Origin of the sequence: Clostridium sp. DSM 8431 (assembly GCF_900116755.1) — a bacterium.
Taxonomy (GTDB): Bacteria; Bacillota; Clostridia; order Clostridiales; family Clostridiaceae; genus Clostridium.
The window spans coordinates 1-23,882 of the sequence record NZ_FPBY01000038.1 but is presented as its reverse complement, the minus strand read 5'-3'; the positions used below and the strand labels follow the sequence as shown (position 1 = coordinate 23,882).

The following is a 23,882-nucleotide window of genomic DNA, read 5'->3' as shown; positions in this document are numbered from 1 at the left end:
CTTCACCGCTAATATAAGCTTCTACTGCTTCTGTTTTTAAGTTAGAAGAATATGATTTATTATGAGGCTTATCATGCAAACTAGATTCCCCAAATAGTTTATATTTTTTAGCCCAAACACGGATTATATTTCCATGATTACTGTTGTATCTTATTCCTAGTTCGGAACATATTTGTTTGGTAGTCTTCCGTCCTGAAAGATAATCCTTAACCGCTTGTATTTTATCTTCAACTGAATATTTAAATTTTCTTCCCATAAAAAAATACCTCCAAAGTAGAGTTTGGTTATTTACCATGTCTACTTTAGAGGTATCATATCAAAAAGCTACAGCTTTATTTTATACAAATGTATATGGATCCTCTGACTCTTCTGAATGAATAAATTCTATTTCTGGGAATCTTTCTTCTAGCTTTGTCATAACTCTTAAAAATACAAGCCACTCAGTTGGAAAATGTCCTGCATCTAAAATCGTTATTCCCTCTTCTTTATAATCTGATACAAAATGGTAAGTTGTATCTCCTGTTATTATACAGTCTGCTCCAAGGCTTGATGCTATTCCAAAGAAGTCTTGACCACTTCCATTTATAATAGCTATTTTTTTAACTGTATCTTTTCCTAAAGCTACCCTTAAATTTTTTACGTTTAGCTTTTCTTTAACTATATTTATAAGCTCAAGAACTGGCATTTCCTCATCTAAAGTTACTATTCTTCCTATTCCTGAATCTTCAAACCCTTTAACACTACTCTTCTCAATAATTTTACTATTTTTAAAGCCTAACACATTTACTATTTCTTCATTTATTCCATCTTTTACAGAATCTAAATTAGTATGGCTTGAATAAAGGGAAATATCATTTTTTATAAGCTCAATTATCTTCCACCCTTGAAGGTCATCTCTTACAATTCTATTTGGCTTTCTAAAAAGTAAAGGGTGATGAGTTATTATTAAGTCTGCATTTACGCTTTCAGCCTCTTTTATAACCTTCTTAGTGCAGTCTAAAGCTAAAAGCACCTTTTGAACTTCCTTATCCTTATCTCCTACCATAAGCCCAACATTATCATAGCTTTCTTTTAAAAATGGAGGTGCTATTTTCTCCATTTCTTTTATTATGTCTCTAACTTTTATACTCATTATTATAACACCTTCTTAAAGTTCTCTATTTCTTTAAGTTTATTTTCTATATCTCTTTTTCTATTTAATGCAGATTCACTATTATCTTTTATGAAACCAAGTATCTTTTTATATTTTTCTTCTTTACTTTCTAAATAAGGAAGCATAAGTTTATTTTTATCCTTTAAAAGACGTGGTGAAATTTCATAATATATTTTATCTAAATTACACTTTTCACTATTTTTAATTTTTTTAACTTTAAATAGTTCATAGTATATTTCTTCATCTATACATAAATCTTCATCTATTATTTCGTAGCCATTATTATATAAATATTCTCTAAGAACTTCAGGATTTTGTGCTGGTTGTAATATTAAGAACTTAAAAGCCTCTGTTTTTTCTATTTCTTTTTCAAGAATATCTCTTATAAGATTTCCTCCCATACCTGCAATTATAGATCCTTCTACTTCTCCAGCCTTAATTACATCAAAGCCTCCTCCAAGTCTTACATCTATATGTTTTTTAACTCCTTCAAGCCCTGCATTCATTTCTGCTTTTTTAACTGGTTCCTTATTTATATCTGAAGCAATTGCTTCTTCACATAAATTATTTTGAATACAGTAAATTGGTATGTATCCATGATCTGTACCAACATCAATAATACTTTTGCACTTATCTATATGGTTTGCAATGAATTGTAGTCTTTTACTTAATTCCATAAAATATTAACACTCCTAAGTTTTAAAAAACATCTGCTATAAAAAAGCAGATGTTTTTGTATATTAATCTAAATAATCTTTAAGTTTCTTACTTCTAGATGGATGTCTAAGTTTTCTTAAAGCTTTTGCTTCAATTTGTCTAATTCTTTCTCTTGTTACGTTGAATTCTTTACCAACTTCTTCAAGAGTTCTTGCTCTTCCGTCATCTAATCCAAATCTAAGTCTTAATACCTTTTCTTCTCTTGGAGTTAATGTATCTAAAACATTTATAAGTTGTTCTTTTAACATTGTAAATGCTGCTGCTTCAGCTGGTGCTGGAGCTTCATCATCTGGAATAAAGTCACCTAAGTGGCTATCTTCCTCTTCTCCAATTGGTGTTTCTAAAGATACTGGTTCTTGAGCTATCTTTTGGATTTCTCTAACCTTCTCTACTGGAAGATCCATAACTTTTGATATTTCTTCTGGGAATGGATCACGACCAAGTTCTTGTAAAAGCTGTCTTTGTACTCTTATAAGCTTATTTATAGTTTCTACCATATGTACTGGTATTCTAATTGTTCTAGCTTGGTCAGCAATAGCTCTTGTTATCGCCTGTCTTATCCACCAAGTTGCATAAGTTGAGAACTTATATCCTTTTCTATAATCAAACTTTTCTACAGCCTTAATAAGACCTAAGTTACCTTCTTGAATTAAGTCTAGGAATAACATACCTCTTCCTACATATCTCTTAGCTATACTTACAACAAGTCTAAGGTTAGCTTCTGCAAGTTTCTTCTTAGCATATTGATCTCCTGCTTCTAATCTCTTAGCAAGTTCAATTTCTTCTTCTGATGTTAATAGAGGTACCTTACCAATTTCCTTTAAATACATTCTAACAGGGTCATCTATTGCAATACCTTCTGGTACTGTTAAATCTAATTCTTCTTCCTCTTCTTCATGTGAATGGTCACCTGCAACTTCTATTCCCATTGATTCAAGGACTTCATAGATTTTTTCAATTTGTTCTGGACCTAAATCGATATTTTCGATTTCATCCATTATTTCTTTATATGTTAAACTTCCATTTTTCTTACCTTTTTCAATTAGGTTCTTAACTACAGCCATTTTAGAGTTTTTATCTAAAGTTTCAGCCTTCTTCTTAGTTGTTTTCTTAGTATTAATTTCTTGTGCCATTTGTTTGTTACCTCCCTTCGTCAAGACCAAAATCACCTCTCTGTTTATTTAAAAACTTTTATTCTTAATACTCAGTTTTAATTTATTTAGCTCAACAGCCACTTTAAATGATTCTGCAGTATTATCTAATCCATTTCTCTCAAATTCCTTTTGTTTATTAGTTAACTCTTTGATTTTTTCTTGAACTTTAAATGATTTAATGCTGTATATACTATCATTTATTAACTTATCAACATCTGTAGTTTCATTTATCTCAGTATTATATTCGTTAATTTTAACAAATTCTTTTGATGACTCAACATCATCACACCCACTCTCAACATAAGATAAAAGATTTTCTACATTTTCTTTTCTGCCATTAACTATAAGGTCAAATATTTTTTTATTAGCATCTAAATTGAAATCATTACTATTAATTCTATTGGTGATAACTTCAAAATACTCATTATCTTCAATCATCATTTTTAGTAATGTTTTTTCTGCCTTAACATAAGCTGGTTCTACATATAATTTTGTTCCAATTAATTCCTTATTATTCACTAAATTGTCTTCTTTTTTATGTTTTGCTTCCTTTAGCAAATCATAAAGAGACTGTTCTTTAAGTCCAGTATTTTCAGCAACATATTTTATATATACATCCTTTTCTACAGGATCTAATTCAGCTAAAATACTAGTTACTCTTTTTCCATAAGCTATAAGGGACTGTTCATCTTTAAAATTAATTCCTTCTTCTGCTCTTTTAAGTCTATAATTTATAAGAGGCATAGCAGTTTCTATTAACTTTAAAAACGCTTCTTTTCCATTAGCTCTAATAAATTCATCTGGATCTTTTCCTTTAGGAATTAAAAGAACTCTTACATCAAACCCTGCATTTCTTAATATTTCAAGTCCTCTAAGTGTAGCTGTCTGCCCAGCCACATCAGCATCATATGAAATTATAACTTTGTCTGCATACCTTTTTAAAAGTCTTGCCTGATTAACTGTAAGTGCAGTTCCAAGTGATGCTACTGCATTAGTTATTCCATATTGATGCAGAGAAATACAATCCATGTATCCTTCAACTATTATGAAATATCTTTCCTTCATATCATTTTTAATAGCTAAGTTTAGACCATATAAATTTGTTCCCTTTTCAAATACTAAAGTTTCTGGGGAATTTAAATATTTAGGCTTTGAGTCGTCTAAAACTCTTCCTCCAAATCCAATAACTCTTCCCTTTATATCAAAAACTGGAAACATTACTCTATTTCTAAACCTATCATAAACAGTACCTCTTTGTTCATTTTTTGAAACAAGGCCTGCCTCAAGCATCACTGATTCACTTATTCCTTTTCTTTTTAAGTGATAAATTATATTACTCCAACCATCTTTTGCATAACCTAATCCAAATTTTCTAATTGTAGATTCCTGTATTCCTCTATTAATGAAGTACTCTTTTGCTTTTTTATCTGCCATTAAATTTCCAAAGAAATACCTTCCTGCTTCTACATTAACCTTGTATAGCAGATCCTTTTTTCTCGATAATTTGCTAGGCTCTCCATTACCTAAATTAATAGGAATATTTGCTTTTTCAGCTAAAACTTTAACAGCTTCTATAAAGGTTAAATTCTTTTGTTTCATAACGAAGGTAATTACATTACCAGCTTCACCACAAGAAAAACATTTATATATCTGTTTATCTTGAGATACTGAAAATGATGGTGATTTATCATTATGAAATGGACATAACCCTACATAATTTCTACCTGTTCTTTTTAGCCTTACAGTTTCAGAAATTACATCTACAATATCATTTTCTTGTTTTACTCTTTCTATTGTTTCTTCTGGAATACGCAAGGAGTAATCTCCCTCCTTACCTTATAAATTTTTTCAGCAATTTATATATTATTCGACATGAAGATTAAAAATCCTTTTAATTTAAAAAATCTATTTTTTCTTATAATTATTTTTTCTTCCTATGCCATAATTTATTCTTTTATTTATTAATTTTCCATTTATTTTTTATATAATATATAATTACTATGGTTTAGCATCTATAAAATCTTTTTATTTTTTTGCCACACCACCATCAAGGAATGATATTTTTAAGATTACTGTCAACCTTTTATAGCTTTCGATTTTTTCTCCTATGTTCATATATCATCACCTCTTTTTTATTATTCTATACTTATCTTTCAAATCCTTTATTTATTACATGTAAATATTATTTGCATATATATTTTTTTTATATCCTTTTTATATAAATTTAATAAATATCCTATGTATATTTATTGAAATAAATCAATATGATAGTAATAATCAATAAATTAGGATGTAAATAATGACCAATTTAAAAAATATAGATAAATCTTTTTTTAATGAAGATAATATAGCAAAAAAAATTTTGCCTCATTTTAATATATACGACGCTGAAGTATCTATGGTTAAGTTAAAAGATACGGATAAACAGCGAGCAGTATACAAAGTTAATTTCAACAATAATAAATACTGTTTAAAAAAAATCTATTTTTCAAAAGAAGAACTTTTATATGTATATTCAGCTGTAGAGTGGTTATATGAATACGGAATTAACGTGCCTCGATTTTTACCTACTTCAGATAGAATGCGTTATTTAAATTATAATAACATTCTATTTATTCTTACTCCTTGGATTAATGGTGAGAAATGTAACTTTGATAATTACGAGCATGTATTTAAGTCCACTATTAACCTTACAAAAATCCATAGATGCTCAAAAAATTTCAAGCCCATTAATGGAAGTTATATAAGAGAAGGTTATAATAACATAAATTCATCAATTTATAAACACTATAATGAACTTCTTATTCTTTATAATGATGCTCGCAAAAAGAATGATGATTTTTCTAAAGAATTTATTAAAAATATTGATATTAATCTTAAATTATGTGAATACGCCATTTCATATTCCTCTGAAATAGATGAAAAAAATTTATCTAGGTCCTTATGTCATGGAGATTATGTTAATAAAAATATTTTATTTTCTAAAGATGATATTTGGATAATAGATTTTGATAAATGTAAAAATGATTACTGTGCCCATGACTTATCTTACTTTATGAGACGGTTATTAAAAAGAGAAAAAACAAATTGGAATTTAGACTTGGCCTTAAATATCCTAAAAGAATATAATTCTCATAAAGAATTAACTAAGGATGATTTAAAATATATTCTTTCATATCTTGCATTTCCACAAAAGTTCTGGAAAACTTGCCATGATTACTATAGGTCTTCAAATAAATCAAATAAAAATTCTCTATATAAAATACTTTTAAAATCTAATTTATATGTTAATGAACATTTAAATTTCATTGTAGAAATATCTAATAAATTAGAAATTATTAATTGGAATATTGGAAGTGAAAAAACCCTCTGATTTAATCAGAGGGTTTACATTCACATCTAAAATTCCTATCTTGGATTTTTAACTTGTGCTTGTGCTGCTGCAAGTCTTGCAAGTGGAACTCTAAATGGCGAACAAGATACATAATTTAAGCCAACACTGTGGCAGAATTCTACTGATGATGGATCTCCACCATGTTCTCCACAAATTCCTAAATGGATGTCAGGTCTAGTAGTCTTACCTTTTTCCGCTGCAATCTTAACTAGTGTTCCAACACCCTTTTGATCTAATTTTGCAAATGGATCTTGTTCATAAATTTTATTTTCATAATATGAATCTAAGAATTTAGCTGCATCATCTCTTGAGAAACCAAATGTCATTTGAGTTAAATCATTTGTACCAAATGAGAAGAATTCAGCTTCCTTAGCAATTTCATCAGCTGTTATTGCTGCTCTTGGAATTTCTATCATTGTACCAATATGATACTTTAATGTAACTCCATTTTCTTTTATAACTTCATCTGCAGTTTTAACAACTACATCTTTAACATATTTTAATTCCTTAACTTCTCCAACTAAAGGAATCATTATTTCTGGTTCTATGCTATAACCTTTTTCTTTATTTATTTCAATAGCAGCTTCTACTACGGCTCTAGTTTGCATTGCAGCAATTTCTGGATAAGTTACTGCTAATCTACATCCTCTATGACCCATCATTGGATTAAATTCATGAAGTCCTTCAACAGTTGCTTTTAAATCTTCAAAATCTAATGCCATTTCAGCTGCTAATTCTTTAATTTCTTCATCTGTATGAGGAACGAATTCATGTAGTGGTGGATCAAGGAATCTTATTGTTGCTGGTCTTCCTTCTAATGCTGTATACATTTCTTTAAAATCTTGTTTCTGCATTGGAAGAATCTTAGCTAATGCCTTTTCTCTTTCCTCTACATTCTTAGAAACTATCATTTCTCTAACAGCTTTAATTCTGTCTTCTGCAAAGAACATATGCTCAGTTCTACAAAGTCCTATACCTTCAGCACCAAACTCAACTGCTTGCTTAGTATCTCTTGGAGTATCAGCATTAGTTCTTACTTGTAATTTTCTAACTTCATCTGCCCATCCCATGAATGTTGCAAAGTTTCCTGTAATTTCTGGAGCAACTGTTTTAATCTTTTCTCCATATACATTACCTGTAGAACCATCTAATGATATATAATCATTTTCTCCGTATTCTTTTCCTGCTACTAATATCTTTCTTGCATTTTCATCAACTTTAATTTCACCACATCCTGCTACACAGCAAGTTCCCATACCTCTAGCAACAACTGCTGCATGTGAAGTCATACCACCTCTTACAGTTAATACACCTTCTGAAGCAATCATACCTTCAATATCTTCTGGTGAAGTTTCAAGTCTTACTAAAACAACTTTTTCTCCATTAGAAGCTCTGTCTTTAGCTTCATCAGCAGAGAAAGCAATCTTACCACATGCTGCTCCTGGTGATGCTGGTAATCCCTTTGCTATAGCTGAAGCTTTTTTAAGCTCAGATGCATCAAAATTAGGATGTAGTAATGAATCTAATTGTTTAGGTTCAACCTTTAATAAAGCTTCTTCTTTGCTTAACATCTCTTCTTCAACCAAGTCGACAGCAATCTTTAACGCAGCCTGTGCTGTTCTCTTACCATTTCTAGTTTGTAAGAAATATAACTTACCTTCTTCAATAGTTATTTCCATGTCTTGCATATCTTTATAATGATTTTCTAGTCTATTAATTATACCAACTAATTGTTCGTAAATTGCTGGGTTTTGATCTTGTAATTGTGCTATTGGTTGTGGAGTTCTAATACCTGCAACAACGTCTTCACCTTGAGCATTCATTAGATATTCTCCATATATTTTCTTTTCTCCAGTGGCTGGGTTTCTTGAGAATATAACACCAGTTCCAGATGTTTCTCCTTTATTACCAAATACCATCTGTTGTACGTTTACCGCAGTACCCCATTCATATGGAATGTCGTTAAGTCTTCTATAAACGATAGCTCTTGGATTATCCCATGATCTAAATACAGCTTCAATAGCTTCAACTAATTGAATTTTAGGATCTTCTGGGAACTCTTCACCTTTTTCTTTCTTATAGATTTCTTTAAATTCTACTGCTAATTCCTTCATATCTTCGCAAGTTAATTCTGTGTCAAATTCAACACCATTTCTTTCTTTTATTTCATCAATTTTATCCTCGAAAAGTCTTTTATCAATTCCCATCACAACATCTGAGAACATTTGAATAAATCTTCTGTAAGAATCATAAGCAAATCTTGGATTATTAGTTAATTTAGCCATTGCTTCTACAGATTGATCATTTAATCCAAGGTTTAATATTGTATCCATCATTCCAGGCATTGAAACTCTTGCACCAGATCTTACTGACACTAATAACGGATTTGTTAAACTTCCAAATTCTTTACCAGTTGTTTCTTCTAAAACTTTTACGTTTTTATTGATTTCATCCATTATCTTTGAAGATATTTTTTTACCATCTTCATAGTACTTAACGCAAGCTTCTGTTGTCACTGTAAATCCTGTTGGTACTGGAATATCTAAGTTTGTCATTTCTGCTAAGTTAGCTCCCTTACCCCCTAGTAAGTTCCTCATGCTTGCATTTCCTTCTTTAAAAAGGTAAACGTACTTTTTCTCCATCTCAATACTCCTCCGTTCAATACAAAATATTTATACTAACAGAGCTTCAGAGGCCCCGATAGTTACACCAATTGCTTACTCGCCTTCCCCTAATTTAACGAAAAGTTTTGTTATGTTAGTCTTTGAAACCTTTCCAATGATCTTATACTGATCTTTATCACCAATTTCATTAATAGTTTCAACTATAGGTATACTATCTATCTCATGTTCAATAATTTTTTTAGCCATCTCATATGCATTGTCATCCTTTTTACCACAAATAATGTTTGGCATTCTAGTCATTATAATTCCAACTGGTACTTTATGAATATCCGTACCTCCTATTGATATCTTTAAGAAATCCTTTCTCGATACTGCACCAACTAATACCCCGTTATTTTCTACAAAGACTGTACCTACGTCATTTAAAAACAGATATACTATAGCATCATAAACCATTGTATTTTCGCTTATCACAGCTGGTTTAGACATTATTTCTGATACCTTAATTTTATTTATATATTCTAATAAATCATTTGTTTTAGGTTTATTAGAGTATACGTATCCAACCTTAGGTCTTGCATCTAATATTCCTGTCATAGTTAAAATAGCTAAATCTGCCCTTAAAGCTGCTCTTGTTACTCCAAGTCTCTCTGCTATACTTTCACTAGTAACAGGTTGATTTTCTTTAACAAGCCTGATTATTTCATTCTGTCTCTCTGACAGCTTCATACTACCCCTCTTTTCTGGAAGAAAAAAGGAATACTTATAAATATTGGTGATTTTCCTAACATCAGTTTTAATTATACCACTTTATATGCTTTTGACCACATTAAATTTTCAGAAAAATCAAACAAATTCTTTCAATATTCCTTTTTTATCATTATCATTCAACTTTCTTAGTTATTTTAATCTTATTCTTTCGAATTATCGGCTTTGTCCTCATTAAATTTTACTGTATAAGAATATACATTTTCTTGAAATCCGCCTTTATTCGATTCCTTACTATCTTCTTTTTTGCTCTTAAACTTTATTTCTCCAGAAGAGAACTTATCTCTTACAGTTTCTCCAACCTTTTCAGCCTTTTCTTTCATATTTTCAGTAGCATCTTTAATATACTTATTAATTACTTCAACAGTTCCATCTGTTTTTGTTATTTCGATAGTAATCTTTGTTGTAACTGCAGCAATTACTCCAAAAGCTAAAATTGCAGGCATAACTATACTCATAACAGCAATAGCTATTCCTGCATTTACAGGAACATCAACTATCACCTTTTCATCTTTCTTTATCTTTATTCTAGATATATTTCCTTTTTTAATAGCTTCTTTTAGCCATACTTTGAATTCATCTATAGTTTCACTTGTTTTTTCAAAGTTTAAACCATTTTTATCCTCTTCATTTTCTAGATAAATTACTGCATCTAAAATGTCTCCATTGCTATATTCTAGTGCTTCTTTTGCTTTTGAATAACTTACTCCTGTTCTTTCAATTACTTCATCAACACTTTCCAAAGAGATTTTTTCCATATTTACTCTCACTCCTTTATATAATTTAACATTTCTAAACTTTTAGGTTTTTTTGCATAACTTGAAGAAATAATACTAAGAGTTACCTTTTCTATTTCCTTCTTTATATCTTTTGTTAAATTTAATCTATATATTTTATCTGAAGGTGTTTTAGTTAAAAATTTCAATGCATTATAAGCACCTTTAGATATATGTAATCCATATTCTTTTCTACATTCATCACACACACCACCAAATGATGATAAACTTATAAAATCAGATACATTTATCTTTTTTTTACAGCCTGTACAGTAATCTAGGACAAGTCCATATCCTGTAGCTTTTAATAGCTTTAACTCAAAGGCTCTTATAAGAAGCTCATAATCAATAGCATCAGTATTTAAAAGATACAATGTAGTTACAAACTCTCTAAACAGCCAAGGGTTCTTTTCTCCTTCAAGAACAGCTATATCTATAAGTTCACATATATAAGAAGAGTAAGTGAGTTTATCTAAATTATCAAGAAGCCCTTGAAAGGAATTTAGTATTTTTCCTTCTTGAATATTAAACATACTCTTACCTTTAAAAAGTAAGTATTCACCATAACATAAAGGTAGGGTTACAGCTAGTAATTTACTTTTATTTCTTTTAGCTCCCTTTGCAATAGATGAGACTTTTCCAAACTGATCAGTATATAGCCATACTAACTTATCATTTTCTTTAAAATCCTGTGTTTTTATAACCACAGCCTTACACTTATTTAATAACAGTGTACTCATCCCCTAATTATCTATTTTTTCTTCTTATAACCTAGTTCTTTTAAAAGATTTTGATTATCACGCCACTCTTTTCTTACTTTAACCCATATCTTTATATTAACCTTAGCATTTAAGAATCTTTCTAGTTCATATCTTGCAGTTTCACCAATTTTCTTTAGGCACTGTCCATTTTTCCCTATTATTATTCCTTTGTGAGAATCCTTTTCACAAATTAAATCTACCTCTATATGATATGTTCCATTTTCTTTTTGTTTCATCTGAATTATATCAACAGCTATTCCATGAGGAACCTCATCTCTTAATGTTCTTAAAGCTTTTTCTCTTACTATTTCTGAAACTATAAATTTTTCTTGAACGTCTGCTATCATATCTTCTGGATAATACATTGGTCCTTCTGGAAGATAATCAACCATTAAATTAACTAATGTATCAACATTCTTTCCTTTTAAAGCTGATATAGGTATAATTTCCGCAAAATCAAATTCCTTAGAGAACTTATCTAAAGCCATTGCTACCTTTTCTTTACTGCTTTCATCTACTTTATTAAGAACTAAAAATACAGGAGCTTTTGTATTTTTTAATGTTTCTAATATAAACTTATCTCCTCTTCCTAATTCTTCATCTGGATTAGTTATAAATACAACTAAGTCTACATCCTTTAAAGATTCTCTAGCTGAATTCACCATAAATTCTCCAAGTTTATGTTTAGGTTTATGCATACCTGGTGTATCTACGAATACAATTTGATAGTTATCCTTCTTTGTTAATATTGTTTGAATATTGTTTCTAGTAGTTTGTGGCTTATTAGATACAATTGATAACTTCTCTCCCATTATATGATTCATTAATGTTGACTTCCCAACATTTGGTCTTCCTACTATTGTTACAAATCCTGATTTAAACATTATTCCTCCTAATTTTCTAAATCTTTTTTACTTAGTATTTGGTATTATTTTTTCTAAAATTTTAATTTATGTCTAAAAATTTATTTTTATATATTGCACACAAGATATATTTTAACATCTTCTATTGCATCTAGTATATAAATATGAGACAACTTAATTTTTCTCTTCTATAAATCTTATTTTAATATAAATAGTATATACTATTTATATTATGTGTATTTTAAATTATATCATTATATTAAAATTATACAAGAAAAAGAATTTCTTATAATATGCTATTTATTTTTTAATCTCATATACTAAAACAAAAAATCTCAAAGCCTTAAATATAGACTTTGAGATTTTTTTATATTTTAATTATTGTAAATATTAACACAGTTATAAACATGCCCAAAAAAGCACCTATTACTACTTCCTGAATAGAATGGACATCTGAATCCACTCTGCTTTGAGCCGTTATAACAGCCATTAGGTAGCTTAATACTATGCAAATTGGCTCCTCTGTAAGGCATGCAATAGTTGTTGCTATAGAAAAAGACAATGCACTATGCCCACTTGGCATACCACCTTTTAAGGGCGAACCTGTTCCGAGAGCCGCTTTAGCTATTATTGTAACTATACATACAATTACTATTATAATAAAAATAGTATAGGGACTGGAGCTTTTAAGTTTTTTAATACCTTCATATGATATTTTAGCCAACTTATCCCAAAATACAAGATATCCAACTACTATAGCATTTATAGCAGTTACTAAAACCCCACCTGCAGCTGCATTTTTAGCTACTTTAGCAAGAGGATGATAGTAATTAGTTTTCATATCAATAGTAGATTCAATTGCTGTATTTATAAGTTCTGCTGAAATCACCATAGTAATAGTTATTATAAGTACTATACATTCCATCTTTGAAATATCAAGGCATAAACAGCTTATTAGAACTCCAAGTGCAAAACTCAGGTGAATTTTCATATTCTTTTCAGTACGAACAGTATTAATTATTCCATCAATTGCATGATTGAAACTATCAACTAACTTTTTAAACTTCATACCCCCACCCTTTTTACTTTTTTGAGGCTATTCTCTTGTTATATTTAGTTTATTTAAAATATATTCCTCTCTTTCTCTCATTCTCTTCTTTTCTTCATCTTCCATATGGTCATATCCTAGAAGATGAAGTACTGAATGAACTACTAAATAACAAGCTTCTCTTTCAAAAGAATGATTATATTCTTTTGATTGTTCTAAAGCTTTTTCTAAGGATAAAACTATATCTCCTATAACAAGATCTTCTCCATCTAAATATGTTTCATCAAATTTTTTATCTTTATATACTTCCTTAAATACTTTATCTTTTGGGTAATCTAATATAGGAAAAGATAATACATCTGTTTCTCTATCTATTCTTCTATTTTCATTGTTAATTTCTCTTATTTTAGCATTATCTACAAATACTAAGGATACTTCACACTGAGTATTTACTTCCTCTTCTTTAAGTGCTGTAATAATTGTATTTTCAAGTTGTTTAACTAACTTATCACTTACCTCTATTTTATCTTGTCTATTATCAACGTATACCAAAATTTACACCTCTTTTAACTATTTTTTCTTTTCTGATGGATATTCTATCCTTTGATGATACATACTATTAAAGCCTTTTAAAAAGTTCTTTCTTATTATGCTTAAATCCTTTAATGTTAAATCACAGTTATCAAGCTGTCCCGAATATAACTTATCTTTAATAATATTATTAACCATCTCTTCAATTTTACCTTTTGTAGGATCATTTATTGATCTAACCGCTGCTTCTACTGAATCAGCAAGCATAATTATACCAGCTTCCTTACTAGAAGGTATTGGTCCTGGATATCTAAAATCTTCTTCCCTTACTTCTTCAGGATGCTCTGAATTGTTTTTCTCTGTAAGATAAAAATACTTTACAAGAGTTGTTCCATGATGCTGAGCTATTATATCCTGAATTACTTTTGGAAGTTTGTATTCTTTAGCAAGCTCTATACCATCTTTAACATGGGATGTTATTATAAGAGTACTTAAGCTTGCATTTATCTTATCATGAGGATTTTCTTTAGTCATTTGATTTTCTTTAAAGAAAACAGGCCTTACTATTTTTCCTATATCATGATAATATGCTCCTATTCTAGCAACTACTGAATCTGCATTTACTTCTTCTGCAGCCATTTCTGCTAAATTTGCAACCATCATACTATGATGATAAGTTCCCGGTGCCTCCATAAGAAGTCTTTTAAGTAGCTGATTATTAGGATTACTAAGCTCTAATAATTTTAATGTGGTAACTATATCAAAGGTTGCTTCTAAAAATGGTAGAAGCCCTACTGCTAGTATACCTGATAAAATCATTCCAAGCATTGAAAATAAAGTATTTAATAATATATCTGAAATATTACTTGATAATAAAATTCCCATTGTGAAACATGATATACCAATTAATATTGTTAACTTTATACATGCATATAATATATCATTTCTTTGCTGCATCTTTCTAAGAACTGTAGCACCTAATAAAGCATTTAATACTGCTAAAACCAATATACTAGGATCTGACTCTACTATTGTCCCGATTAATATTGCATTTAATACACTTACATATAAGGATATCTTATAATTAATAAGAAGAGTCATTAAAAGCGGTGCACAAGCAAGAGGTATTAAATATGGTGAACCGTAACTTATAGTTCTAGCCAAAATCAAAGAGATAACGTTTAATAAATTTATAACTATTATCTTTTTAATATCATAAAATATTTCTTTATTATTCTTATAAATATAATTATGTTCTAGATATAGTATAACCATTATAAAAAATGCTGAAATAAAATATAAAATAGAGAATCCACTTCCTGATTCATCACTTAAAAGTCCTAATTCATTTAATACTTGAATCTGCTCTTCTGTAACAGGTTCTCCTTCTTTAACTATTATCTGATTCTTTTTAATAACTACCCTTTCAGTATTTTTTTGAACTTCTTTAATTTTTTCTTCTGTTTTTTCTTCATCATAGAAGAAATTAGGTGTTATCTGACTTGTTATAATTTTCTTTAAAACAGATGTTAATTCAGAATTTAAATCCCAGTCTTCAATTTCATCTGCTGCTTCATTTTTAACACTATTAAGTTCAGCGGTCTTGTCATTTTCAATGTTATTTTTATATGCATCTTCCAAAACTTCTAGAGACTCTTTTTTTATCTCTGGTATTTTTTCTTTATTTATAGACAGCATAACTTTACATTCATTTTCAGATAACTTTATAGCTTCAAATTTTTCAAGTTCACTTATCTTCTCCGCCTGATCACTATTTGCATTTAAAACATCTTCTAATTTGTTAAATAAAGATTCTATATTAGCTAATGCCTGCTTTTTTACTTCACTTTTCAGCGTAAACTGTTTATCTACATTATCAATAGCTTGCTGAAGTTTTTGTTCTGATGCTGTTTCATCTACAGTTTCTCTAGTTGCTTTAATATCCGACATAGCTATTTCCCCAACCCTTAAATCATACTTATGAGGGGCAACGGCTGTTATTAATAGAATATATGATATTATAAATGTCACAACAATAACTAGAGCAATTTTAGATTTAAGTTTTATTCTTTTTATATTTTGTATTCTCATGTACTGTATCTCACCTTCTTATCCATAAACCCTAATAGAATAAATTAAATTATACTTTGTTCAACTATAAATATAACCTTTAATCTTATTTTTCCATTTCCCAAATCTTCTACAGAAATATTTTCATCTGAGATTTTTGCTTCATTACTCAATGTTTTTATTAATGATTTTTTAAGTTTTTCAGTTCCTTTTTTTATTTCAGTATCCCTATCTAAATCAACCTCTTTATCGCTTCTCTCAAAATATGTTACTTTATTTACAAAACCATTATCATCTTTTATTTTATCATAATATTTAAAATTGTTTACAGTCTTTTTTAAGTAAATTTTATTTCCCCAAAAGTTTAAATATATATCCTTATCTTTTCTTCCAGTACTCTCTATCTTCTTACCCTTTAAAAGTATTTCCATCTCCTTTTCATAAAAGGTATTTGCAATTACCGTACCTTTAGCTTCTGCAGGAAATTCTTCTTTGCCTTCAAGACCTTGGGTAGCACTTATTAAGACATCTCCTTCTTTAACAATATCTCCTGGACTTACTTTAGCTGTACCTGAACTTGCATATATTCTTTTTATTTCTCCATCCATTTTAGCTACGCAGTCACCTTCATTACTTTCCTTTTGAATATTAGGCGGTGTAACTTTTTCTTCTAGAACCACCTTAAGGGTAGAACCTTCAATTCTAGTTCTTATCCACAAAATATCCTTATTTTTCCCTTCAAGTTCTCTTTCTAAAGAATATACATCCACATCACTTTTCTTAATGCCAGGCTTCACTCCAAGGCTAGTAAGAATTTTTCTTATTTCATATGGAGGAATATTCTGTTTTGTATTTATCTCCACACTCCATATATGAGTAGAAAGAATATAAAGACCTACACAAAAAACTAATATCCCAACAATAATAGATGCCTGTCTTTTTAATTTTTCTAATATAAAAATAAGTCCTTTTGAAGAAACAACTCTACATTTACCTTTAAGATTATGAGCTAGGTTTATAACCTCTTCATAATCCTCATAACTTATTTCAAATCTAATAGTTGTCATATCTATCTTTTTTATCTTTGAAACTTTAATATTCTTATTCCATAACAGATTTAAAAACTTTTCAGGTGAGATAACGGAAACTTCTATAACTATAGTTCCTTTATTAATTTTTTTACTTTCCATACTTTCTATATCCTTCACATTCAAAATTCTTTAAGTTTCCAGATATAATCAACGTATTTTCACCTATGTATAGAATTTCAAAATTATCTCCCTGAAGCTTTATAATACCTATACTAGTATTTATCTTAAGTTCATCTCTTTTAAACTCACCTATTCCACCATGATTCTCTATGGTAATTTTCTTATTACCATCAATTATAATTTTAGGAATCTTAAAAATTGCATCTTTAGGTATATCAAAATTTTCTACTACATATTCTTTACTTTTATTAATCTTACCTTCCACTTTCTATCATCCATAAAAATTACTATCAATTTACTTTATGTTTTAATGCAAAAAAAAATAACAAAAAGAACTCATATAAATGAGTTCTTCTGTTATTTATTAGTTAAATATTCTTTAACAAATTGACTTACAAGCTTGCCATCAGCTCTTCCTAATGTCTTAGGTCTAACTAAAGCCATAACTTTTTTCATGTCTTTAATGCTAGTTGCGCCCGCATCTATAGCCGATTCTTCTACTATTTTTTTTATTTCTACTTCACTTAACTGCTGAGGAAGGTATTCTAGCAAGATATTAATTTCACTTTTTGCTTGATCCACCAAATCTTGTCTATTTCCCTTTTCGAATTCAAGCATAGCTTCTCGCCTTTGCTTGATTTCCTTAGCTAAAATTTCAATAGCTTCATCATCTTGAACTACTCTATTATCAGTTTTTTCAACTAATAGAATAGCTGACTTTGCAGTACTAATAACATTAGCCTTAAATTTATCTTTAGCCTTTAATGCAGCTTTCCAATCATTTTGAAGTCTTTCTTTTATTGTAGGCATACTATAAATACCTTCTTTCAAGAAACAGTCCTACTTAAACTTTCTCTTTCTAGCAGCTTCTGACTTTTTCTTTCTCTTTACGCTTGGTTTTTCATAATGTTCTCTTTTTCTAACTTCTGAAATTACTCCAGCTCTAGCACATTTTCTCTTAAATCTTCTTAATGCACTTTCAAGTGTTTCGTTTTCTCCAACTTTAATTTCTGACATAAATTATCCCTCCCTCCGCTAGCTAAAATCTCTAATTCAACTCAGCTACGGGCTTAATAACACACTGTTTATTATACAATAGCACCATAATACATGTCAATAAGTCTAACCAAAAATAAATTTTTTATCCTGGTGGCCAAGCTAAATTTCTTCCGGCTATAACATGAAAATGCATATGAGGTACAGTTTGACCACCATGTTCTCCAGTATTATTTACTATTCTATAGCCCTTATCTGAAATACCAAGTTCATTAACTAATTTATTAATAACTAAGAATACATGTGAAACTATTTCAGCATTTTTTTCATTTAACATATTTACACTTTCAATATGCTCTTTAGGTATCACAAGAAAATGAACAGGTCCTGCTGGTTCTATATCATAAAATGCATATACCTTATCATCCTCATATAGCTTTTTGCTTGGTATTTCACCTTTTACTATTTTACAAAAAATACAGTCTTCCACAATTTCACCCCCTTCTAAAGTTATTATTTATTTATGCCATATATTCAGCTTCAGCATAGTCATCACATGCTACTGTAATCTTACACTGAACTATTTGGCCTTTCATCTCTTCATTTAATCCAGATACTTCAACTTTTAAGTAGTTTCTAGTATATCCTTCATAAATACCTGGCTTATTTTTAACTTCTTGTTCTACAAGTACATCCATTTCTCTACCAACATACTTAGAAATAAAGTCTTTTTCATTTTTCTTATTCAATTCAATAAGAAGCTTACTTCTTTCTTCCTTAACATTACCATCTAATTGGTTTGGCATATCAGCAGCTCTTGTTCCTTTTCTAGGACTATACTTAAAGATATGAGTTTTTGTTAATTTTAATTTCTTTAAGAATTCATATGTTTCATTAAATTCTTCTTCAGTTTCACCTGGGAAGCCAACTATAACATCAGTTGTTATAGATACATCTTTAATATTTTCTCTTAAAATATTAACTATATTTTCATATTCTTCAGCTGTATATCTTCTATTCATTCTCTTTAAGGTAGCATTACATCCACTTTGAAGAGATAAATGGAATTGAGGACATAGCTTTTTCATTTTCTTTATTCTTTCTACAACATCTGGAGTAAAGAATGCTGGTTCAATAGATCCTATTCTAACTCTTTCTATACCATCTATAAGTTCTATATCTTCTAATAGATCTACTAAAGTTATAGTTCCATTTAAATCCAAGCCATAAGAAGCTGTATGTATTCCTGATATAATAACTTCCTTAAATCCATGGTCTCTAAGTCTTTTAACTTCGTCAATTACCTTTCTTGGATCCTTAGAACATACTGATCCACGAGCATAAGGTATTGCACAATATGCACAGAATCTATTACATCCATCTTGAACTTTTAAGAATGCTCTTGTTTTATCTTGATATTCTTCAATATTAAGTTCTTCGAATTTATTATTCTTTAAAGCATTATCAACATGAACTTGAATTTTTTGTTCATCTCTAGCCTTATTTACATAGTATACCACATCGCCCTTATTTTTAGTACCTAAAACAACATCTACACCTTCAATAGCAGAAACTTCTTTAGGTGCCATTTGTGAATAACATCCTACTACTGCTATTATAGCATCTTCATTTGATCTTCTAGCTCTTCCTATTATTTGTCTAGACTTTTTATCCCCCATATTTGTTACTGTACAAGTATTAATAACATATACATCAGCAACTTCAGAAAAATCTACAACTTCATATCCTTCTCTAATAAACTTTTCAGCCATTGCTTCTGACTCATATGAATTAACCCTGCATCCTAATGTAGCAAATGCAACTTTCATTAAATTGTTCCTCCTAAATCACCTAACTCATATTGTATTAGTGAAGCTGCAACAAAGCCTGCTGTTTCAGTTCTAAGTATTCTGCTTCCTAATGTAACAATATAAGCTCCTTCATTTTTCAGTTTCTCTATTTCATCCTCTTCGAAACCGCCTTCCGGTCCAATAATTATACCTATTTTCTTTATAGTATTCAATGTACCTTTTTCTCTCAACTTGGATATAACTCCTTTAATTCCAAAATTATCTGCATTTTCATAAGGAACTATTATCATATCCATATCTAACATTTCCTCTATAGCTTCTTCAAAGGTAATAGGTTCTAATACGTCAGGTATTATACTTCTTTTACTTTGCTTTGCTGCTTCAAGGGCAATTCTATTTAATCTATCAAGCTTTTTAAAATCACCTTTAAGCTTCACATCTACTCTTTCAGTAATTACAGGTATAAATTCTTTAATTCCAAGTTCAGTACCTTTTTGAACTATTAAGTCCATCTTTTGAGCTTTTGGAAGTCCTTGAAATAGATATATCTCTAGAGGACTTTCATTACTTATCTCTATTTTTTTAAGTATTTTAACTATTACTTCTGTCTTAGACACGCTACTTATTTCACCTAAGTATTCAGCGCCTTTACAGTTATTTAAAAGAACTTTTTCACCTTCACTTAGTCGTAATACCTTATATATATGTTTTACATCATCACCAGTTATTTTTGCTTCATATTCTGAAATATTTTCTGGCTGTGTGAAAAACTTATGCATATTCTTCTCTCCTTAATTATTTAAGTTTAGCAATTATACAATTCCATTCTCCATCTTTGTTTACAGATTCAACTTCAAATCCACATTCTTCAAGTTTATTAACTACCATGTCAACTCTATCATGAATTATTCCTGATGTTATGAAATATCCACCTTGCTTTAATACTCTACGTACATCTTCAGTTAAGATACATATAATTTCTGCTAAGATATTAGCAACAACTATATCAGCTTTTCCTTCTATAACTTCTGCTAAGTTACCTTCTAAAATTTCAATGTTATCTAAATTGTTGTAACCTACATTTTCTTTTGCAGATTCAACAGCAACTGGATCTAAGTCTACTCCTATTGCTTTTTTAGCACCAAGTTTTGCTGCAGCTATTGCAAGGATTCCTGACCCACATCCAACATCAAATACTGTACTATCTTTTTCAACATACTTTTCAAGTGCTCTTATACACATGTTAGTAGTTTCATGATCTCCTGTACCAAATGCCATACCTGGATCTAATTCAACTATAAGGTCTCCTTCTTTTTCTTCATATTCTTCCCATATAGGCTTAATTACTATACTCTTTCCTATTCTGAAAGGTTTATAGTATTTCTTCCAAGTATTAGCCCAGTCTTCTTCTTTCATTTCCTGAACTTCTACTTCACCTTTTCCTATATTAATTCCAAGGTTCTTTATATCTTCTAATCTTTCTTTTACAAAAGCAACAACTTCTTCTATATTATCTTCATCTGAGAAATATCCCTTTACAACAGCAAATTCACCTTTATGCTCAAGAACATTTAAATCAGCAAAATCCCATGTCAAAGGTCCTTGTTCTCTTCCTAATATATCTTGTGGATCTTCTATAGCTACACCTTTACAGTCAAGAGTATAAAATATACCTGATACTTCTTCTAAAGCTTCACTTTCAGTAATTACTCTAACTTCTATCCATCTTCCGTCCAAAAAAATCACAATCCTCTCTAATTTTCTAATTCGACTAATATAATATTTTACACTTAAAAAAAGTATCATGTCAAATAATAAAGAAGATCTCAACTAAATTATATAAAAATTCCATTGAGATCTTCTTAATTCCGCTTTAAATACAATTATTTTTCAATTGCATATTTATTAATCAAATTGTTTAATTCATTTTTATTTTCAATAATATAATCTTCAAATTTCATACCACTTTCATCTATTTTACAGCTTAATTCATAGATAAATTCTGGTATTCTTTCAGGTAAGAAATCAGATTTTTCTTCTCCTAAAGTCGTATCTTTAGCTGAAGTTTTTCCACCTATAAATAATCTAAAAGCATCTTTAATTTGTCCGTCATCTCTAACCTTCATGCCCATAAAGCCTATACCACCTAATTCATGAACACCACAAGAGTTTGGGCATCCTGATACACACATTTTAGGTAATATGTCTTTATTATATCCCTTTTCCTTTAAGAAGGCTGTTACATTTTCAACTACTGATTCACTATCACATCTTCCCATTTGACATATAGGAAGACCAACACATGATATACTTTGCATTATTTCAAGGTCTTCACTAAATTCTTCAGTTATTTTTAAGAATTCTTCTGCTTCCTTACCATTTAAGTTTCTTATATACATACCTTCAACCATTGCAAGTCTTATTTCTATATCTTCTTTATCATTTATAAAATCACAGATAGCTTTTAAACTTTCAAGTTTTAATTGCCCAATTAAAGGATGAACATATACTGAATATAAACCTTCTTGCTTTTGAGAATATAATCTCTTATGTTTAACATCAGTTTTTATACCTTCCTTATTTATTGTTTTTTCTTTAATATCTAACTTTAATTCAGAGTTTGATTTTTCTTTTTCAACATACTTTTTATATTCATTTCTGAATTCTTCTTCACCCATTCTTTCAAGAATATATCTCACTCTAGCTCTAGCTTTATTATTATAATCCCCTTTAGCCATAAAGAACTTTACCATTCCTTCAACATAGCACAATACATCACTTGGGTCTACACCTTCTTCTATAAGAATACCCTTTCTAGGATTCATACCTAATCCACCACCTGCATAAACAGTAAATGTATTCTTTCCATCTTTCTTAACTGGCATAAAACCCAAATCTTGTACTGTTACGTGAGCTTCATCTTTTTCTGTACTTGAAAAAGATACCTTTAACTTTCTTGGAAGTTTATAAGTAAGAATTCTTTCTAAAAAGTAATTTGATACTGCTAATGATATTTCAGTTGTATCAAAAGCTTCTTCTCTATCTACTCCTGCTAATGGAGAAATGGCAACATTTCTTGGATAGTTACCACCACCACCTCTTGTGAATATATCATAATCAAGAACTTCTTTCATTATATCGCATACATCATCTATATCTAAAGTATGAAGTTGTATTGCTTGCCTTGTTGTTAAATGAACACCTTTTAAATTATATCTGTCTGCTAATTCATATATTTTATTTAATTGAGCTTTAGTAGTTACTCCTGAAGGCATTTTTAGTCTTACCATGAACTTTTGTCCGCCTCTTTCAGCGTATACGCCCATGCCTCCTGATGCCTTTTTAAAGTCTGCCACGCTCATTTCTTTGTTAATAAATTTTTCTCCAACAAGTCTAAAATCTTCGATTTCTTCTCTTAAAATTTCTTTTAATTTATCCATCAAACTCACCTCTAAGTCCTCTTTTGTTGAACATATAAATTTTTATTATTCCACTTCAATTTATAGCACAAAAAAAATACAAAGGCAATTTTTTAAAGTTTTTTAAATTGTATTATCAATAAAAGACAAAACCAAGAATAATTTATTGAATATTCTTTTATTTAGCAAAAAATTTTGTTCTTCTTATTTCTAAATTTTCTCTGGAAAACAAAAAAGATATATCTAAATTTTGAACAGACCCCTGTCAAGTAGACAGGCAAAATAAATAAAATTTTTGAGAAAATGCGACCTTAATTAGGGTCGCATTTTCTATTCGATTTTTCTCTTTTTTCTAATAGCATAGCCTTGTATGCTAAAATACGTTTATTTTCAGGTATAGGATATTGCGCTGGGGTTATTGAAACCATTGCAGCCTGTCTCACTTCAGTAGGAGTAAGATTATTGAAGCGTTCTTGATACCTGCTGTTATTGTAGAAAAATATGTAATCCTTTATTGCTTCACGTAATTCATCTTCACTTTTAAAATTAGTATTATAATACATTTCTGATTTGATTATTCCCCAAA

At 29.4% G+C, this 23,882-nt stretch carries 24 protein-coding genes; 1 reads left to right on the top strand and 23 read right to left on the bottom strand.

Translation table 11 applies throughout. The features are described 5' to 3' along the window. The 5 genes from BM384_RS05690 to dnaG form a co-directional block, all read right to left on the bottom strand. Positions 1-256 (bottom strand): transposase (locus BM384_RS05690; RefSeq protein WP_175537297.1); only part of this gene is annotated, 256 nt, incomplete at its 3' end. A gap of 81 nt (positions 257-337) precedes the next feature. Further along, positions 338-1,132 carry a Nif3-like dinuclear metal center hexameric protein gene (locus BM384_RS05685; protein ID WP_090011949.1) on the bottom strand — a complete coding sequence of 265 codons (795 nt, stop codon included), beginning with the start codon at positions 1,130-1,132 and terminating at the stop codon, positions 338-340. A 2-nt stretch (positions 1,133-1,134) separates the two neighbouring features. Next, complete coding sequence (locus tag BM384_RS05680; RefSeq protein WP_090011947.1) at positions 1,135-1,830, bottom strand: tRNA (adenine(22)-N(1))-methyltransferase; 696 nt, start codon at positions 1,828-1,830, stop codon at positions 1,135-1,137. A gap of 63 nt (positions 1,831-1,893) precedes the next feature. Next, a complete protein-coding gene (gene rpoD, locus BM384_RS05675; RefSeq protein ID WP_090011945.1) occupies positions 1,894-3,027 on the bottom strand; it encodes an RNA polymerase sigma factor RpoD in 1,134 nt (377 codons plus the stop codon). Positions 3,028-3,051: 24 nt separating this feature from the next. Next, complete coding sequence (gene dnaG / locus BM384_RS05670) at positions 3,052-4,839, bottom strand: DNA primase (RefSeq protein ID WP_090011944.1); 1,788 nt, start codon at positions 4,837-4,839, stop codon at positions 3,052-3,054. 484 nt (positions 4,840-5,323) lie between these two features. Here dnaG and BM384_RS05665 point away from each other — a divergent pair, with 484 nt between their 5' ends. Next, a complete protein-coding gene (locus tag BM384_RS05665; RefSeq protein ID WP_090011942.1) occupies positions 5,324-6,397 on the top strand; it encodes a CotS family spore coat protein in 1,074 nt (357 codons plus the stop codon). Between the two features lie 35 nt (positions 6,398-6,432). Here the strand turns inward: BM384_RS05665 and ppdK are convergent, their stop codons facing one another. From ppdK to BM384_RS05575, 18 genes are all read right to left on the bottom strand, one after another. Further along, positions 6,433-9,060 carry a pyruvate, phosphate dikinase gene (gene ppdK, locus BM384_RS05660; protein ID WP_090011940.1) on the bottom strand — a complete coding sequence of 876 codons (2,628 nt, stop codon included), beginning with the start codon at positions 9,058-9,060 and terminating at the stop codon, positions 6,433-6,435. A 75-nt stretch (positions 9,061-9,135) separates the two neighbouring features. Next, entirely contained in the window at positions 9,136-9,771 is a 636-nt protein-coding gene (locus BM384_RS05655; protein WP_090011938.1) for a transcriptional regulator CcpN, read from the bottom strand. Between the two features lie 182 nt (positions 9,772-9,953). Then, a complete protein-coding gene (locus tag BM384_RS05650) occupies positions 9,954-10,568 on the bottom strand; it encodes a DUF4342 domain-containing protein (protein ID WP_090011936.1) in 615 nt (204 codons plus the stop codon). A gap of 8 nt (positions 10,569-10,576) precedes the next feature. Further along, complete coding sequence (recO, locus tag BM384_RS05645; RefSeq protein WP_090011934.1) at positions 10,577-11,326, bottom strand: DNA repair protein RecO; 750 nt, start codon at positions 11,324-11,326, stop codon at positions 10,577-10,579. 11 nt (positions 11,327-11,337) lie between these two features. Next, on the bottom strand, positions 11,338-12,231 hold the full coding sequence (gene era, locus BM384_RS05640; protein WP_090011932.1) for a GTPase Era: 894 nt from the start codon (positions 12,229-12,231) through the stop codon (positions 11,338-11,340). A 346-nt stretch (positions 12,232-12,577) separates the two neighbouring features. Beyond that, positions 12,578-13,279: a diacylglycerol kinase gene (locus BM384_RS05635; RefSeq protein ID WP_090011930.1), complete on the bottom strand. Its 702-nt coding sequence runs from the start codon at positions 13,277-13,279 to the stop codon at positions 12,578-12,580. A gap of 27 nt (positions 13,280-13,306) precedes the next feature. Then, positions 13,307-13,810: an rRNA maturation RNase YbeY gene (gene ybeY, locus BM384_RS05630; RefSeq protein ID WP_090011928.1), complete on the bottom strand. Its 504-nt coding sequence runs from the start codon at positions 13,808-13,810 to the stop codon at positions 13,307-13,309. 18 nt (positions 13,811-13,828) lie between these two features. Then, positions 13,829-15,880 carry an HD family phosphohydrolase gene (locus tag BM384_RS05625; RefSeq protein WP_090011926.1) on the bottom strand — a complete coding sequence of 684 codons (2,052 nt, stop codon included), beginning with the start codon at positions 15,878-15,880 and terminating at the stop codon, positions 13,829-13,831. Between the two features lie 44 nt (positions 15,881-15,924). Beyond that, complete coding sequence (gene yqfD, locus BM384_RS05620) at positions 15,925-17,049, bottom strand: sporulation protein YqfD (RefSeq protein WP_090011924.1); 1,125 nt, start codon at positions 17,047-17,049, stop codon at positions 15,925-15,927. After that, entirely contained in the window at positions 17,039-17,335 is a 297-nt protein-coding gene (gene yqfC / locus BM384_RS05615; protein WP_090011922.1) for a sporulation protein YqfC, read from the bottom strand. Before yqfC ends, yqfD begins: the two co-directional genes overlap by 11 nt. Before the next feature lie 92 nt (positions 17,336-17,427). Then, positions 17,428-17,880 (bottom strand): GatB/YqeY domain-containing protein, encoded by a 453-nt coding sequence (locus BM384_RS05610; protein WP_090011920.1) that lies wholly within the window; start codon positions 17,878-17,880, stop codon positions 17,428-17,430. A 30-nt stretch (positions 17,881-17,910) separates the two neighbouring features. After that, positions 17,911-18,087, bottom strand: a complete 177-nt coding sequence (rpsU, locus tag BM384_RS05605; protein WP_002581942.1) for a 30S ribosomal protein S21 — start codon at positions 18,085-18,087, stop codon at positions 17,911-17,913. A 124-nt stretch (positions 18,088-18,211) separates the two neighbouring features. Continuing rightward, positions 18,212-18,556, bottom strand: a complete 345-nt coding sequence (locus BM384_RS05600) for a histidine triad nucleotide-binding protein (protein WP_090011918.1) — start codon at positions 18,554-18,556, stop codon at positions 18,212-18,214. Positions 18,557-18,587: 31 nt separating this feature from the next. Continuing rightward, a complete protein-coding gene (mtaB, locus tag BM384_RS05595; protein ID WP_090011915.1) occupies positions 18,588-19,895 on the bottom strand; it encodes a tRNA (N(6)-L-threonylcarbamoyladenosine(37)-C(2))-methylthiotransferase MtaB in 1,308 nt (435 codons plus the stop codon). Next, on the bottom strand, positions 19,895-20,656 hold the full coding sequence (locus BM384_RS05590) for an RsmE family RNA methyltransferase (RefSeq protein ID WP_090011913.1): 762 nt from the start codon (positions 20,654-20,656) through the stop codon (positions 19,895-19,897). Before BM384_RS05590 ends, mtaB begins: the two co-directional genes overlap by 1 nt. 16 nt (positions 20,657-20,672) lie before the next feature. Next, a complete protein-coding gene (gene prmA / locus BM384_RS05585) occupies positions 20,673-21,614 on the bottom strand; it encodes a 50S ribosomal protein L11 methyltransferase (RefSeq protein ID WP_090011911.1) in 942 nt (313 codons plus the stop codon). A 146-nt stretch (positions 21,615-21,760) separates the two neighbouring features. Next, positions 21,761-23,317, bottom strand: a complete 1,557-nt coding sequence (locus tag BM384_RS05580; protein WP_090011909.1) for a nitrite/sulfite reductase — start codon at positions 23,315-23,317, stop codon at positions 21,761-21,763. Positions 23,318-23,607: 290 nt separating this feature from the next. Then, positions 23,608-23,882: IS3 family transposase (locus BM384_RS05575; protein ID WP_139232051.1), on the bottom strand; the 275-nt coding region annotated here is incomplete at its 5' end.